General features: G+C 43.4%; 14 protein-coding genes. 11 read left to right on the top strand and 3 right to left on the bottom strand.

All coding sequences use genetic code 11. The features are described 5' to 3' along the window. From KUV50_RS12230 to KUV50_RS12190, 9 genes are all read left to right on the top strand, one after another. Entirely contained in the window at nucleotides 1–1,410 is a 1,410-nt protein-coding gene (locus KUV50_RS12230) for a sulfatase (protein WP_222580443.1), read from the top strand. Nucleotides 1,411–1,621: 211 nt separating this feature from the next. Then, nucleotides 1,622–2,230 (top strand): transposase, encoded by a 609-nt coding sequence (locus tag KUV50_RS12225; RefSeq protein WP_222580442.1) that lies wholly within the window; start codon nucleotides 1,622–1,624, stop codon nucleotides 2,228–2,230. A 135-nt stretch (nucleotides 2,231–2,365) separates the two neighbouring features. Continuing rightward, nucleotides 2,366–2,920: a Uma2 family endonuclease gene (locus tag KUV50_RS12220; RefSeq protein ID WP_222580441.1), complete on the top strand. Its 555-nt coding sequence runs from the start codon at nucleotides 2,366–2,368 to the stop codon at nucleotides 2,918–2,920. Between the two features lie 218 nt (nucleotides 2,921–3,138). After that, a complete protein-coding gene (locus KUV50_RS12215) occupies nucleotides 3,139–4,134 on the top strand; it encodes a hypothetical protein (protein ID WP_222580440.1) in 996 nt (331 codons plus the stop codon). An 83-nt stretch (nucleotides 4,135–4,217) separates the two neighbouring features. Then, entirely contained in the window at nucleotides 4,218–4,889 is a 672-nt protein-coding gene (locus KUV50_RS12210) for a hypothetical protein (protein ID WP_222580439.1), read from the top strand. Between the two features lie 246 nt (nucleotides 4,890–5,135). Next, entirely contained in the window at nucleotides 5,136–5,834 is a 699-nt protein-coding gene (locus KUV50_RS12205) for a hypothetical protein (RefSeq protein WP_222580438.1), read from the top strand. Between the two features lie 370 nt (nucleotides 5,835–6,204). Then, complete coding sequence (locus tag KUV50_RS12200; protein WP_222580437.1) at nucleotides 6,205–8,556, top strand: TonB-dependent receptor plug domain-containing protein; 2,352 nt, start codon at nucleotides 6,205–6,207, stop codon at nucleotides 8,554–8,556. Between the two features lie 72 nt (nucleotides 8,557–8,628). Further along, on the top strand, nucleotides 8,629–9,510 hold the full coding sequence (locus KUV50_RS12195; protein ID WP_222580436.1) for a DUF4249 family protein: 882 nt from the start codon (nucleotides 8,629–8,631) through the stop codon (nucleotides 9,508–9,510). A 166-nt stretch (nucleotides 9,511–9,676) separates the two neighbouring features. Continuing rightward, nucleotides 9,677–10,285 carry a transposase gene (locus tag KUV50_RS12190; RefSeq protein WP_222580435.1) on the top strand — a complete coding sequence of 203 codons (609 nt, stop codon included), beginning with the start codon at nucleotides 9,677–9,679 and terminating at the stop codon, nucleotides 10,283–10,285. Between the two features lie 64 nt (nucleotides 10,286–10,349). On the opposite strand, the gene KUV50_RS12185 is transcribed toward KUV50_RS12190, so the two are convergent. The 3 genes from KUV50_RS12185 to KUV50_RS12175 are packed head-to-tail and all read right to left on the bottom strand — an operon-like array spanning nucleotide 10,350 to nucleotide 14,175. Next, nucleotides 10,350–11,267 (bottom strand): succinylglutamate desuccinylase/aspartoacylase family protein, encoded by a 918-nt coding sequence (locus tag KUV50_RS12185; RefSeq protein ID WP_222580434.1) that lies wholly within the window; start codon nucleotides 11,265–11,267, stop codon nucleotides 10,350–10,352. Between the two features lie 11 nt (nucleotides 11,268–11,278). Beyond that, nucleotides 11,279–12,328 (bottom strand): glutathione synthetase, encoded by a 1,050-nt coding sequence (locus KUV50_RS12180; RefSeq protein WP_222580433.1) that lies wholly within the window; start codon nucleotides 12,326–12,328, stop codon nucleotides 11,279–11,281. Then, nucleotides 12,325–14,175 carry a flavohemoglobin expression-modulating QEGLA motif protein gene (locus tag KUV50_RS12175; protein WP_222580432.1) on the bottom strand — a complete coding sequence of 617 codons (1,851 nt, stop codon included), beginning with the start codon at nucleotides 14,173–14,175 and terminating at the stop codon, nucleotides 12,325–12,327. The genes KUV50_RS12180 and KUV50_RS12175 overlap by 4 nt, the downstream gene beginning before the upstream one ends. 523 nt (nucleotides 14,176–14,698) lie before the next feature. On the opposite strand from KUV50_RS12175, the gene hisG reads away from it, so the two are divergent. Continuing rightward, nucleotides 14,699–15,550 (top strand): ATP phosphoribosyltransferase, encoded by an 852-nt coding sequence (gene hisG, locus KUV50_RS12170; RefSeq protein ID WP_222580431.1) that lies wholly within the window; start codon nucleotides 14,699–14,701, stop codon nucleotides 15,548–15,550. 137 nt (nucleotides 15,551–15,687) lie between these two features. Beyond that, a complete protein-coding gene (gene hisD / locus KUV50_RS12165) occupies nucleotides 15,688–16,995 on the top strand; it encodes a histidinol dehydrogenase (RefSeq protein WP_222580430.1) in 1,308 nt (435 codons plus the stop codon). Nucleotides 16,996–17,002: the final 7 nt, after the last annotated feature.

Raw genomic sequence — 17,002 nt, 5'->3', positions numbered from 1 at the left:
ATGATGATAAAATTCAATATTTTAAAGATAGTAGTGGGTATGCTGTGTTTTTATGCCTCGGCAGACCATGCATTATCCCAGTCGACTGATCCAGCGGACAGCCCCAATTTTATAATCATCTTCGTCGATGATATGGGGTACGGTGATCTGGGTACATTTGGTCACCCGACGATACGGACTCCGAACCTGGATCAGATGGCGTCAGAAGGGCAGAAGTGGACCCAGTTTTATGTGGGTGCCAGTGTATGCACGCCCAGCCGGGCCGCACTATTGACAGGGCGTCTACCTGTTCGAAATGGTATGTGCAGTGATAAGAGCCGGGTCTTGTTTCCCAATTCTGTTCATGGTCTTCCGACCCACGAGATCACCATTGCTGAACAACTAAAGCAAGTAGGGTACGCGACCGCCTGCGTCGGCAAGTGGCACTTGGGTCACCATCCGCAATACTTACCCACAAACCAAGGATTTGACAGTTATTTTGGGATCCCTTACTCCAACGACATGGATTATGTAGGAGAGAAAAGGTATTGGGAAATGGCTGATACTTTACCCGCGGAATATTATAATGTACCACTCCTGAGGGACACCACCGTAGTGGAGCGCCCCGTCAATCAGCATACACTTATCAAAAGATACACGGAAGAGACTGTTAAGAAAATACGGGAACACAAGGATGAAAATTTCTTTATATATCTGGCGCACAATCTTCCTCATATTCCACTTTTTGTGTCGGACGCTTTCCGGAATCGCAGTGCACGAGGTCTCTATGGCGATGTGATCGAGGAAATCGATTACGGGGTGGGGCAGATTTTGGCTACTTTGAAGCAGGAAGGTATTGCGGAGGAGACGATCGTCGTGTTTACCTCGGACAACGGCCCCTGGCTGTCGTATCGGACCCACGGAGGTAGCGCGGGTTTGTTGCGGGCTGGCAAGGGGATGACCTGGGAAGGCGGGATGCGTGTACCTACTATATTCTGGAGTCCAGGACGTATTGATCCGGGTATCATTACAGGATTAGGTTCTACGATGGATTTGTTTACCACTTGCAGTACGATGGCTGGCGTTTCAGTCCCGGAGGATCGAGTGATGGATGGGGTAGATCTCACGCCGGTGCTGTACCGCCAGGAATACAGTAAGAGAAATCAGGTATTTTATTACCGGGGAACGGAATTGTGTGCGGTACGGCTGGGGGACTTTAAGGCACATTTTGTCACGCAGGGGGCATATGGTATGTTTGGACCGCGGGAAGAGCATGACCCCCCATTGCTTTTCAATCTGAATCACGACCCTTCAGAAAAATACAACGTTGCCGATCAACACCCGGAGGTGTTGGAAAAGATCCGCCTGTTGGTGGAAGAGCACGAAGCTAATCTGGTAAGAGGGGAGGACCAGCTGGCAGAACGGAAGTAAATGTAGCTGGAGCTTCTCACTGAGTGATCCCGATGGGGCAGCTCCAGGACTTTCAAAAGCAAGATGCTTTTGTTACATGGGAGCACGATCATGCCCATGCAGACGCGGTGCTTTTGTTACTATGTAGCCGGAGCATCTTGCTCCGGGATTTCGGAACTATTAGTTGTGAGACCGGGTTAGTTCTCCAAAAGCAGGATGCTTTTGTTGCATTATGAACGCCTTTTTCAACCCAGCAGACGAAATTATAATCACCAGAGGTAATCTTCCGCACTGGGTTCAAAAAGATGTATTCTTCTTTATCACTTTTAGACTGGCCGATTCCCTTCCCAGGGAAAAGGTCGAAGAATTAAAGTCAGACCGGGTATTCTGGAATATACAACACAACGACAAATCCAGGTACACGAAGACGGAATGGAAAGAGTACAACCGGCTTTTCAATGACAGAGTAGAGGAATGGCTGAATGGCGGCCATGGAAGTTGCTTGCTTGGAAAGAAAGAGAATGCAATGATCGTATCAGATGCCTTGCAATATTTTCACGGGCAAAGATATCTTTTCGACGAATGGGTGGTCATGGCCAACCATGTTCATGTATTGGTGAAGAACATAAAAGAATATCCTATTGACAAAATTCTGCATTCGTGGAAATCATTTACCGCTAATGAGATTAACAAAAAGGAAGGTCGAACAGGTATTTTGTGGATGCATGAAAGCTATAATCATATCGTTAGAAGCGAATCTGCGTTGAAATCGATAAGACAATATATCCGACAAAATCCAATAAAAGCTGGTATTATAGCGCCAGCTTCGAGTGCAATGTAGCTGGAGCTTCTCACTGAGTGATCCCGATGGGGCAGCTCCAGGACTTCCAAAAGCAGGATGCTTTTGTTACATTTTCGTATATTTACCACAGATCTTCAGATTTAGCGACATAACAGAACAAAATAGAATGATACCATGGCACCATTAGTCACCAAGCGATTGATCAATACGGAAGAGTACTATAAAATGGGAGAGACCGGTGTGTTCCGCCCGGATGAGAAAATAGAATTAATCAACGGTGAAATAATAAATATGGCCCCTATAGGAAGTAATCATGCAGCAATTGTAAGACAATTATCCTCCATTCTAGCTCGCTCCTTTACAGATGAGATCATTATTAGCAGTCAGCAACCTATTCATATAGACCAGTGGAATGAACCTGAACCTGATATTGCGTTATTGAAATTAAGCAAGGATAATTATTTTGAAGCTCACCCAGGACCTTCTGATGTCTTGATGATAGTTGAGGTATCCGATTCTTCTCATGATTATGACAGCAAGGTGAAACTTCCACTTTATGCATCAGCAGTTATTCCTGTCTACTGGATTATTAATCTTAACAGGAAATGTATAGAAGTCTATGAGGAACCGGTAGATGATCTATACCAGAAACGAATGCTTTACATCCCCGGTCACCAAATTTCATTTATGGATAAATCATTTGACGTGGCTGAGATTTTATTGGTCTAAATGTTAAATAATAAAATCAATTCCGGAAAAATTAGTCCGTATGTAAAATATTGCGGTATATTGAATCACTTCATATATGAATTAAACTGCATCAGAACACCTATTTTTTAACCTCTTAAAATAACGTGTCGTGAAAAATTACACAACTTTACCGACCTACCGACCTACCGACCTACCGGCTTAAGCAACTTTTATGGCCGGCGCGTTTACTGTTGATTATGCTGACCGTTCTCTTTGTCTTTACGGGATGTGAGAAAGAAAAATCCATCGTCTCATCAAATCTAAAAAAGGATGCCACTTCAGAGAAGTTTAAAGTAGAGAATGGCGAATTACACTTTGTGGATGCTGAAGCATTCCGGAAAGATGCTATTGAGATTATTAATCTACCTGAACCTGAATTTTGGGAATGGGAGAAAAGTATGGGATTCAAGAGTTTACGAAGCTGGGTTAAAGAAGCCAATAATGCTCTGGACAATGTGAAAACGCGAGATGAATTAGAGCAGTGGGAGAATGAATATAGTGACGTTGTAAAAATCGAAAATGACGAAGTGAAACCGGTTATTGAAGATCCCTATGCACGGCACTTTGCCAATCGAAATGGAGTTTTTCATATTGGGAAAGCCTTTGTGCAAGAGGATAGTGATCGGACTATTACGATAAAAGATGGGGATCGTTCAAAAATTTCTATTGCAAGAACTATGAAAGAATCAGATATTGATAAAGGGATAGTCATTAATTTAAATGAGCAATCAATAGACGAAGTCATATTAAGAAGTGGATGTGTAAACTTAGAAGTTCCAAGAACAGTTGGAGACAAAAGAGTTGTTTATCGATTTAAAGTAAGAGATGAGGATTGGAATGGTAACAAATACACATTAGTAGAAGTCACTGAGTATGCGAAAAAAAAGAACATGTGGGGAAATTGGAAAGATGACGATGCAAAATTAAAATGGATGGAATGCAGTTGGCAAGTGACTGATAACAACAATGTAATCCACACAGTTACCAATCAAATTAACGATTCTAATAATATCCCAGTTCATAAAATGTCTACCTTTCTAGATTGCGGAGATGATACTTCACCATCTTTGTATGTTAAACCAAGTTTTAATTATCGTAAAGGTAAAGCGACTAGTGATTATTTAGACTGGAATAAATATGCCGTACATTGCTGTGGATTCCCTTCTTCACAATGTCCCAATGCAGACGGGTAAGAGGCATAGTATAGAGGAACATATTGTGGGGATTTTATTGCAAATCTCTGACGGATTTATTTTCAGAAAAACAATTGCAGATCATGAAGAATTATAAATATATCAATATACTATCTTTTATATTTATAATGGCATTCACAAGGACTGGTTTAAGTCAGATAAACCTTAACTCGAGCTTTGGCAGCGGTATTATAATTATTGATGGAGTATTTGATCAATACCTGCCAGGGTTCCAAATAAGGAGCGGACTTACTGTCGATGGGGAGATTCCCCTTATACAAGATCTGATGTGGGAAAGTGGGATAGAATTTTGGTTTGGGAAATCAAAATTCTATCAATTGGAAAGAGGAAGTCATGAAGTATCCAATGGTCATTATCCTCTGGATAAATCTCAAAAGCTTTCACATCTATTTTGGAATCTTGAAATTCCGATACGGTTAAGATATAATGCTTTCGGTTTTATGGGCCTTATAGCTGGAATGAATCTTTCATTTCTAATTGACCGAAAGGTTTATATTCCGAGTATAGAAAAAAATACGCATATGTTCTTTGGACAAAAATTTATTACAACTGGTGAGGCAGGTTTGTTTTTTCCCGTAAATAATCGAATACGAATTGATGTGAAAGCGTATAGAACCCTTGATGTAAGATTTTATCGATCCCAATATACAGATCAGAATGGAAAAATCCAAAATGGTGATGGCTATAATGATTATGGATTTCTGGTGAACATGGCTTACCGGTTGAACAAGTAGTCATTGAATGTAAGTAGATGGTTATCAGCTATAAACTTAAAATTCTTATTCTCTATCCTGGACGAGCCATTCCATAGGCACCCCAATGGGGCAGCGTTAGCTTGCGAGTTAGCGTACTGCCTTTACTCTGATCCACAAGTCTTGCCATAAATTGGCAGGAGTTGATTGGTGGTAAGGTACTTAAGGAGAATGTTCCCTGGGAATATAAATATTTGGGTCTTTTACTAACTCTTAAAATATTTTGAAATGAAACAGCATAGATATAGCCTCCTGCTATTCTTGATGATAATGTGCATTGGAACATCTTTTAGCCAAATCAACCTCAATGCGAATGCAGGAGGCGGGGTTGTTTTGCTGGACGGAGATACGGACCATTACTTTCCCGGATACCGGTTTAGTGCCGGGCTTACGATCGACGGCCCTATACCCATCACCAATGATCTTTCCTGGGAAGTCGGGCTGGAAACTGCTTTTGCCCAGTCCAGGTTTTATAGAATGAAGAGAAGTGATAGTGATGATCCAATCGTGGTTATAGGGGGTGAAGTTCCGCTGGATAGGTCTGTAAAGTATACACATTCTTTCTGGTTCCTGGATGTTCCGGCGAGGATAAGGTATAATGCTTTTGGATTTATGGGCTTGATGGCTGGCATGAACCTATCCTTTCGATTAGCCCGCCAGGTTTATCATCCGGACTTAGATCAATTTTTTGAAGATTTCTATGATAATAATATGATCGCTACAGCCGAAGCCGGTCTGTTTTTTCCGGTTACAGATCGGATTCGCATTGATGTCAAAGGGTATAAAGCGCTGGATGGACGATTCTATTTATCACGAAGCCGGAATAAAAGTGGTGAAATTGTAAAGGGCAATCCCTATTCTGACTTTGGATTTTTGGTCAATGTGGCGTATAAACTGAACAGGTCGTTCTCGAAAAAAACGCAATGAGTAAAACCTCGGATATCTGTATCAAGTGGAAGGCTAACCTGACAGCGTCTGGGTTAAAATTGATTTATGGAAAACAGATTCTGTTTTTGCAATAACTGGTTAAGTTGCTACTAATTGACCTGTCAGTGTTTTAATTGATTTCTCACAAACGCTGACAGGTTCTTTATAAATGCTAAAAACGAGAGAATCAAAAATCACATTCTTTTACTAAAATTATATTTTATCGAAACACTGTCAGGTTATTATCTCGCTTATACAAACATGCGAAAGGCTCGGTGAAAATCACCTGTTGGAGTCATTTGTTATTTATATAATATTCAATTCATACCGCGTGCCGCGGTACGCAGTATGGCAAAAAACCGATCATTTTATGGCATATAAATATAATGTAATCGTTTTATTTCTGCTGCTGACGATGATGTCCACTTTATCCGGCCAGGAACGCCAGATCAGGGTCATCGGTGAAAGCTCCACAGAATCACTGGCTCAAGCCTATGGCCAGAACCGGCAAAGTCGGAAATACGCCATCGCCGATGAGGACGGCTATCTCCGGATAGCAGCTTCTGCCGGTGATACCATCCGGATCAGCTACGTGGGTTTTCGCGATACCAACCTGGTGATCAAAAAGGATGTACTGCGTTATGTAGTTCCCATGAGGCCCGGTATCCTGGATGAAGTGGTGGTATTTGGCGAGGAAAATTTCAATCAAAAAGCCGCACTAGGTCTTCAAAATGTACCGTTGGAATTTCTAAAGGCCTTGCCCGGATTGACCGGTGAAACCGATGTGCTGAAATCGATCACCTTTCTACCGGGAGTGACCGGCGGGCGGGAAGGGTATTCCCATCTTTTTGTCCGTGGCGGCAAGCAGGATCAGAATCTGATGCTATTTGACGGCGCCACGCTGTTCAATGTCAATCACGCAGCCGGCTTTATTTCCCTGTTCAATACCAGTCTGATCAGCCAGGTGGATTTTTACAAGAGCTATTGGCCGTCCTTCTATGGCGGCCGTTTATCATCCGTGCTGGATGTACGGACCAAAAACGGGAATAAAGAGCACTTCGATGGTACGGTGGATATCGGTATTGTGACCTCTAAGGTCAATGTATCGGGTCCGCTCTTTGATAACGGCAAAACTTCATACAGTCTCGGTGCCCGCACCACGCTACTCGATCTGTTCTTCCTGCCGAAACGAATCCGGATCAACAACCGAAAAACCGAAGGCTCGGTTCCCGGCTATACGTTTTATGACCTCAATGCCAAGATCGATCACCGCTTCAAGGATGATGCTTCACTGTCTTTATCGCTGTATCATGGCAGCGACATTATGTTGGGGCGGAACTATGAAAAATCTTTTAACCTGGATGACGACAGTGCAAACCGGTATGGTCTCCGCAACTGGACCGCCGCATTGAATTATTCCAGGTTGCTGAGTACGCGTCACAGTCTGCAGGGACATGTGAGTTATTCCAGGCACCGGAATTATCTGGAATCCGATAATAAACTCACTCATTATGATTTTAAAGAGCAGTATATTTCGACCGATCACGATATCCAGCGGACGGATAATGCCATTACCTCACTGAAAGCCCGGATTAATGGCAAATATTACTCCGGTCTTGACTTAGGCATGAGCTGGAACATTAATTATGGACTGGAAGCGGAGCAATTAGCCTACCGGTTTGGATATCAGCAGAATACCTCTTTTATCACCAATACCAGTGAAACAAGCCAGTCCTTTACGGATAATCTCAAGGGACCGGAGTCCTGGTTGATCTCTCCTTATCTGGATGCAGAGATCGAGCTGGGCAACTCATTTCGAATAAAAGGAGGGAGCCGGATCACTCGTTTTTTCACCAAAGGCAGACAGGAATGGTTGCCCGAACCCAAAGCCATGTTGATCTGGGAGACTGGTCCGCACACCACCATTAATGCAGCTTACAACCGCCAGCATCAGCCCATTCATATGGTGGCTTACAATGTGGAAGCGTTTTTTATTGAAAATTTCGTCCTGGCTGATCCGGATATCCTTCCTTCGTCGTCGCATCAGTATTCACTCGGCTATTTTCAATCCCTGCAGCGGTGGATCGATAATCTTTCCCTGGAGTTGTACTACAAAAAACAGGATGATGTGGTAAAATACATCCCTCCTTATAAGGACTTTCAGACTATTTTGGATTTTAAATCGTCGCTTTTCCAAGGTGGCTACACAGAAAGTTATGGAGCCGAAATCATGATACAGAAAACCTCGGGCGACTTTCACGGATCCGTTGCCTACACCTGGGCCAATGCAGAATCGGTATTCCCGGCGCTCAATCAGGGGAATCCCTTCCCGGCAGATTTTGATTACCGGAATCAATTCAACACTCTCCTGGTGTATCAGATCAATCCCGAGTACCGATTGTCTGCACAGTGGGTCTTTCTGACCGGGCGGCCGATCACCTGGTCCAATGAGGAGATCCCCGGTGATCCTGTCACGGGTACTTCTTACGAGGCCTTTCCCGGGATCAACAATGAACGGCTCCCGGCCTATCATCGCCTGGATATTGGTCTGCGAAGGGACCGGGTGTCAAAGAAAACGGGGAAAAAGTATTGGTTTAGCCTCAATGTGTACAACGCCTATTACCGGAAAAATCCTTATTCCCTGGAACGAAGAGGGAACAAATGGAAGCTCCGTTCTATTTTTCCTATTATCCCATCGATTAATCTTGGATTTGAACTTTAGAAAATGATTAAACCACACTTCAACAGGATTAGTTCTGCGAAAATCTGCGAGATCTGCGGGCAATATAGTTTTATGAGGTTCTTGCCACAAGCCATAGCAAGTTTATGGATAATTATCTTATTTACAGTAACCGGCTGCGAGATCTATTCCGATGTCCTTACCAAACCGGAATACCAACCTACACTGGCGATCAACGCCATCCTCAGTCCGCAGGAAGGAGGGGACGTCTATATTAAATACACCCTGCCGGTCGACAGCACCAATGCACAACCGGTTCCCGTCCTTCCGCAACTATCTGTTTTTCTATATGAGGATGGTGAAAAAAAATACACTTTTACAGAACAGGATAAAGGTCATTTTGTCTTGGATACCGCCGGATTGTATATTGTTCCGAACCGGGATTATCATCTGGAAGTGGAAGATAAAGATGGAGAAATAATCCTCAAATCCGGAAAGGACCGGCTGCCGTCTTTACCAGACATTGTCGCAACGAGGTTCTACCAGGACACGACCACTTTTCCGGAAAAGAACTATGTCGATGTGGAATTCAATCTCATGCCCGACTTAGAGACTGCTTATCACTTCCGGAAGGATTATTCGATTGATAGTGGTCAGTTTTTTATGCAAGGCCGAAATCCGGAGCATGGGCGTTTTTCGGTCGGTGAATTGGTCCATAGCGCCGACTTTCCGGAAGGTGTTTTCCGGAAAACATTAAACGCGCCGACTTTTGGAAGACCCCATCCAGGTACAGAGAATGAATTTGTCGATGCGATTAAGCTCTGGGTCGATCATCTTTCTCCCGGGCTGACTCAATACTTGCAGGATGTGGCCGATGCCCGTAACGCCTACGGGGATCCGTTTGCCACGCAAAGCCCGGTTTATTCCAATATAGAGGGCGGGTATGGGGTGTTTGGAATGTATCAGAGTTGGGTGGACGTATTGTATTTGAAGTAATGTAGCCGGTTTCAATGTAGCCGGAGCATCTTGCTCCGGGGTTTCCAAAAGCAGGATGCTTTTGTTACATTGGAGCAAGATGCTTTTGTTACATTCTTGCTCCGGGATTTCGGAACTTTTAGTTATGAGACGAGGTTAGTTCTCCAAAAGCAAGATTTGTTACATTATGAATTCCTTTTTCAATCCTGCCGATGAAATTATAATCACCAGAGGGAATCTTCCGCACTGGGTTCAAAAAGATGTATATTTCTCTATCACGTTTAGACTGGCAGATTCTCTTCCCAGAGATAAAGTAGAAGAATTAAAATCAGACAGAGTATTCTGGAATAAGCAACACAAGGACAAATCCAGAATTACGACGTCCGAATGGAAAGAGTACAACCGGCTTTTCAATGACAGAGTGGAGGAATGGCTGAATAACGGTTACGGCAGTTGCTTGCTTCAAAAGAAAGAAAATGCAGCGATCGTAGCAGATGCCTTGGAATACTTTTACGCTCAAAGATATCTCTTAGACGAATGGGTGGTTATGCCCAACCATGTTCATGTATTGGTGAAGACAATAAAAGGATATCGTATTGACAAAATACTGCATTCGTGGAAATCATTTACTGCTAATGAATTTAACAAAAAGGAAGGTCGAACAGGTATTTTGTGGATGCATGAAAGTTATGATCATATCGTTAGAAATGAATCTGCCTTAGAATCGATAAGAAAATATATCCGACAAAATCCAATGAAGGCTGGCATAATAGCGCCGGCATCGAGTGCAATGTAGCTGGAGCTTCCAGCTCCAGGACTTCCAAAGGCAAGATGCCTTTGTTACACTCTATCACAGCAGATCATTTACCCACCTCCTGGATCACAAAAAATCCGTCATTCCCGCTGGCCTGATAGAGTGGGAGGAAGATATGGGCATCCCATTCACTGACCAGTCTTTGGCCATTTTGTGTAGCTAAGTGTTCTCCTTTCGTGATTTTTTGGAAGTTTTCGTAACCGGGCTCCATTGCAAAAACATCGTCTTTTGACAGACCATGCCGATGCACGATCTCAAAGGTCTTTTGCGACGGGCTGTTTTTTACACTAAACTTTTCTACACATTCCGGATAGGTCGGGATCAGCTGGAGGTCAAGCCCACAGGCTTCACGCAATGCAAGCCAGATCATTCCTTCATGATTTTCTACTGACCGGATATCTGTATGTTCTCCTCCCTCGAATACAAAACCTGTCATACCAATCCGACTCAGATAGTGATCGATATCTCCTGTAATAATATCACTGAACCCCCGGACAATATATGTTGGGAAATGATGAGCCCATTCATCATTATTGTTCACCTCCTGGACCGAAATATAAGGCACACTGGCAGAAGAAGTCGTGTGACAATCCAGAAATATCCGTTTGGTGTAGTGATGGGCGGGAAATTGATTCAAGGTATCGATGATCTCAAACATCTCCTTTTGCTCGTGGGAGTCCTTATCTGGATTATTGATATTGTCTTCGGTCCAGGTCCGGTTCAGGTCTTCATCAATATAGCGCACGTTTTTAGCTAACGCCTTTCTGTTTCCGCTCACGCCAACCATCGTTCCGGATAGGTCAGGCCGGACCTTGTCCAGTTCCTGAAATACTTTCTTCAGTGCCATTATGCCACTTGGTTCGTTTCCATGAATTCCCGCAGTCACAAACAACAAAGGGCCCTTGGATTTACCGCTGTATTGGCCTATGATTCGGGGAATATCATTCAATTCAGATGGATTCATACGGTTCATTTTTATTCCATGGTAGCCAGGATCCGGTTGGGGAGCTGGCCCGGGTACATTTTTTTGTAAAATAATTTTTTTTCGATGGCATCGATCACCATATCTGTAAAGGGGGGCAGTCCGATTTCACTAAACCGATTCATGCCGCCAGGACTTAGAACATTGATTTCTATGAGTTTGTCTTTTACAATATCCAGACCTACAAAAAACAAACCGTCCCGGATCAATTTGGGGGCGGTCAGTTCTACAATTCGTTTCATGTCGTCCGTGTATTCACTGCTTTCCGCACTGGCGCCTTGTGAAAAATTACTCCTGAAATCGCCTTCCACGGCCACTCTTTTGATCATAGCGATTTGATCCTCTTTTTGCATGATCCGGCCATTCATCAAAAGCACCCGCACATCGCCTTCCTTGGCTGCTGGCAAATATTCCTGGGCAATGACGTAACCTTGTTGGCTAATGGTATCAATAATCTGGTTCAGATTTTGATCCTCCTCATCAATGAAGTAAACATCGCGACCACCCGATCCTTCGAGCGGCTTCAAGATTATTTTTTTATTTTGTTTTTCCCAAAAATCCAAAATGGCCGTTTTATTCCTCGTGATGATCGAATCGGGTTTGATGCATTCCGGGAGTTCTTCAAAGTATAATTTATCTATGAAGGCGTGACTCAAAGCGTAGGCATCATTTAATACCAATACCCCTTCTTGTTGCATCATCCGACCAAAAGCTACGCCGGCGTGTTCTGCCCACCGCCGGTCTGAAATTTCTTCGGTGGGGTTGTTGCGGATAAATAATACATCCAGATCTTCGGCCGTGATCTCTTTCTTTTCCGCTTTTTCACTTTGAAGTGCTTCCAGAAAATTCTCGGGGGACTTCACTTTGGTTTTAGGAGGTAATTGCGTGCTGTACATGCTCAACGGTGCATGATGTCGGAAGGAAAAATCGCCGACCCCCATAGCAAAAACCTCATGGCCGCGGGTATGTGCTTCTGTCATCAGAGCTACCGATGTACCACATTGTTCCGTTTCGATGGCATTTAATACAAAACATATTTTCATTGTTTGATCATTTGTGAAAGAGGGATTCCCTTTCGGATTAAATTTAATTTTGTTTCGAAATCCGGGTCAAGGATATAACTAGGTCGTAACCTGCCTTTTTTCAAAATCTTTCGCTCGGTCAATTCTTTTACGATATCAAAGTGACGGAGTCCAAATTTACCAGCCAGAAGTTCTTCATATGCGCCACCATCCATGAGATGTTTTCTCAGTTTAATCAACCCTTTTAGATAAATAATGTCTTTCAGAAATCCACCGCCCTGCATGATTCGTGAAGTAATATTAAATGAACGCTCCGGCGTGAATCCATAGTCATCGGTCAGGACTCTGAAGATCTCCAAAAACCCCCCTCCATCAATCAGAGCACGGCCAGCTACCACTCTTCCTGCCAGGGTTCGGAGTCGGTTGGCGGTCAGCCCGCCAGTCAGATATTCGGCCATGACAGCCAGTCCTTCCTGGAGCGGATCATAATGTGCCATTCCGGTGCGCATTTGCGTGAGTGGTTGTTGGCTTCCATTGTAATATGTCAGGATGTGGGTGCCCACTTCGTGTTGGATGAGTGCCTCCGCTTCCGTGGCATTCATGGTATAGGCTTTTGGTATATATAGTTCCCCTTGTGATACCATCATGACATTCACATCGGAGCGAATATGGACCTGGGTTTTAAAATTTTCATCCTGATTCCTGAAATTTTCGAATTCCCGTCGGGCCAGACTGCTAAACTCCAGGGAATCGATCATGATTTCATCTTTTTGATGTCGAATTTCCGGGAGGGTAGTTAATAGACTCACAGCTTCTTCGTAGACCTCATTTTCAACATTTTGATAGAGTCGAAGACTGTTGTAGAAAAAGTTAGTATTTCCCCGTTCGCCCAGCATCGTGATTTGCAGATCAAGTTCTTCTCGTTTCTCCCGAAAGATAAATGCCATAGCCGGATCTGCTATTTCTTCGATGGGTAGATTGTAGAGCTTTCTTTTCAAGACATCGGGATCTATGGGCAGCAGCCGGTAATGATAAGGTAAAACCTTCTCATAATCTGACTCAAAGAACTTGTTTTTTATATCCTCAATGTTCGAGGGAGAGACCAACCACAAAAACTGATAGGACTGCTCGATGTCAGTGAGTGCTTTGTCCATCTCATACACATTGTCATTGAGGTATTGACGTCCCAGTGCCATATAGCTCGAAATACCGGAAGAAGTCTGCACGCGCAATAAATCGAATATCGCAACGTGAATGCTTCGGATCACAAAATCACGAAATGCTCGAAAAAACACCGGATATAGTTCCTTTTTATCTGTCCGATAAATCGGTGGGATTTCTAAACCCATTAATACAGCCCCACAGTTTTTAGTGTCTTCGATGCTCATGAGTGGTTCTTCTCCTTCGCGCTGGCGTTTGGTGGTATCTTTGATTTCTACTGTGGTGTCAATACCTGGATATAACTGGTTGACGTGTTGAAGCTCCTCTTTCAAAATCTCTACGGTAGAAGTAAGTCGCTTGGCAGGTCCTTTGATGCAGAAGGTATGGCTGTTGCTTTCGCCGGCATAAAGTTCCAAAAGAAGATAAAGTTCAAATTTTTCTGAAAGTTGATTAGCCAATGCAAACAAAAGATTTTGGTAGCCTTCAAAATTATCATTACCAATGACCAAATAGGACGATTCACTAATCACAAATCGTTCCGTTCCTTCATCCTCTTCACGCCTACGGTAAATAATAAGGTAGGGTAAGTTGCTTTCGATATGTATCATTCCTGAACCGGGCAAACTGAAGTTGGTGACAGATTGTTCTTTGACGCTTTTTAATATTTGTGTGATAGTTGCTTCCGATAATTCGTCGAAATGGAGCATTATTGATCTTTATTGATTTGTTTTAAATATCGCAACCTCAGTAGAGGTTATTAACAAATTTCCACACTGAAAAATTATATGTAGCTTTATTTTTGATCTAAAGCGGCAGGGAAAATTGCTTTAGAGCTAAAAAAGAGATTCAAATGGGTTATTCGAATTCGGTGTAACTTTATTCGTGAAAGGGGGAAGTTCCATCGCTCATTATAAATGCACTTCTTTTTCTTAAATCATTTGGATGCCTCTCACAGCGATGCAAAGAGCGGCTCAGAAACCCTTGACTTTAAGTAATGCGGACCTATGTAAGAATATTTACTATATTTCCCTTGACTTTATACGCCTAAATACCGCTGCTCTTTGTATCTTTGGCTCTCATTATGAAAACCACCATACTAATATTGCATCATTGGAAGCATCATCATTCAGGATCTGAGTGGTAAGCATGGTGTAATTATTTTTGAAATAATATATTTTTGAGGCTTATCACGTTGATGTTGATAAGCCATTTTCATTTTAAAACGAACCTATGTTGAATATTGCCATACAGAAAAGCGGACGGATGAGCCAGGATTCTATTGACTTACTAAAGCGGTGTGGACTCCGGTTTAGCAGCAGTGGGCGAGGACTGATCGCTCAAAGTTCTGGGTTTCCGGCGAACATTTATTATTTGCGTGACGATGATATTCCTGATTATGTAGAGGACGGGATAGCGGATGTGGGTATTGTGGGATTGAACGTTTTGCTGGAAGGGCAAAATGAGGTGACGATTAGTAAAAAACTGGGTTTTTCCCGATGTCGATTGTCGATCGCTATACCTCGTGAGATGGACTATCAGAACATACAGGATCTGGATGGGAAGGAAATAGCTACTTCATATCCGGTCATCTTGAAAAATTACCTGGATGAGCAAAATGTAAGTGCTCGAATCCATACCATTTCCGGATCGGTAGAGATCGCTCCCGGAATTGGTTTGACCGACGGGATCTGTGATATCGTGAGCACCGGTTCTACCTTGCTCAGTAACGGGCTCAAAGAGGTAGAGAATATTTTGAATTCAGAGGCAGTCATGATCAGTCACAACAATCTGGATGCGACCAAGCAAGACTTGTTGGATAAATTGATTTTTCGAATCAAATCGGTTCAGAAAGCGATAAAAAGCAAATACATCTTATTGAATGCGCCCAATGACAAATTGGATAAGATCATTGATTTGTTGCCGGGAATGAAAAGTCCGTCTATATTACCCTTGGCTGAGGACGGCTGGTCAAGTGTACATTCCGTGGTCCATGAAGAAGATTTTTGGGAGGTTATTGATCAGTTAAAAGAATACGGCGCCGAAAGCCTGTTGGTGGTGCCTATTGAAAAAATGATACTGTAGTCGATTAAGGCACAGGTTAAGATAAAGGTAGAGGTTTTCTCCTACGCTTCGAAGGAATTCGCAGCTTCGGCGGACAAGGAGGTAGAGTGGGAATTTTAAAATGAATTGATTTTGGGTTTACGTAAACCAGATAATCCATGAAAATACTGGAAAAACTTTCTCGGGAAGAGGCTCAAAAAGCCGTAAAAAGGCCCGCCGGAATGCAAGGAACTTCATTTGCTCAATTAAGGAATAGCGTTGATCAAATAATGGAGCAGGTGAAGACACGGGGTGATAAAGCCCTTTTTGAATTGACTGAAAAACTGGATGGGGTTGCTATTCATTCCATTCAGGTGCACGATGCCGAAATCGAAGCAGCCATGCTATTGATTGATAAGGATTTGAAGAAAGCACTTCGTACTGCAAAACGAAATATTGAAAAATTTCACCAGAGTCAGGTGGAGGAGGTCAGAAAGGTAGAGACTTCCAGCGGGGTTACGTGCTGGCGGGAAAGTCGTCCGATCGAATCGGTGGGGCTTTATATCCCCGGCGGGAGAGCGCCACTCATATCTACCGTTCTTATGTTGGGTGTTCCTGCTGTATTGGCCGGATGTCGACAAATCATCTTGTGTTCACCGCCAGATGCACATGGACAGATCCATCCGGCAATTCTTTATGCAGCCTCACTTTGTGGCATCCGCGAGGTATATCGGGTGGGTGGAAGCCAGGCCATTGCAGCGATGGCCTATGGCACAGAATCCATTCCGAAGGTCGACAAAATATTTGGTCCCGGCAATCAATACGTCACGGAAGCAAAAATGATGGTTCAGTCTGCGGGCACTGCCATTGATATGCCGGCAGGGCCATCGGAGGTTCTCGTTTGGGCCGATGATCAGGCTAATCCTGACTTCGTCGCAGCAGATTTACTGGCACAGGCTGAGCATGGACCCGATAGCCAGGCGGTATTAATATGTGAAAGCAAAACTTTTGCGGAAAAAGTCAATCGAGCTGTAGGGCAACAAAAAAGTCACCTCAGTCGGGAATCGACCATTGATGCGGCATTGGAACACAGTCCGATTGTGGTAGCCGATCGGGTGTCTGCGATCCAATTAATCAATGATTACGGACCTGAACATTTGATTATACAACGAGAACGGCATCATTATGATCTAAGTGATATACAACACGCCGGATCTGTCTTTGTAGGGCCTTATAGCCCTGAAACAGCAGGTGATTATGCTTCCGGCACCAATCATACCTTGCCAACAAACGGATACGCGCGGATGCATTCGGGGGTTTCTCTGGATTCTTTTGTGAAAAAGATTACCTTCCAGGAACTCACGCAGGACGGATTGAAAAAACTGTCCGGAACCCTGCAGTTGCTGGCAGATGCAGAATCCCTGGATGCGCATCGAAATGCCGTTGATGTTCGATTGAAATATTTGGATGAAACGGTAAATTCATAAGTTTTAT

It is taken from the genome of Membranihabitans marinus (assembly GCF_019802045.1).
GTDB lineage: Bacteria > Bacteroidota > Bacteroidia > Chitinophagales > Saprospiraceae > Membranihabitans > Membranihabitans marinus_A.
The sequence above is the reverse complement of the archived record's forward strand: the minus strand, read 5'-3'. Positions and strand labels throughout refer to the sequence as shown.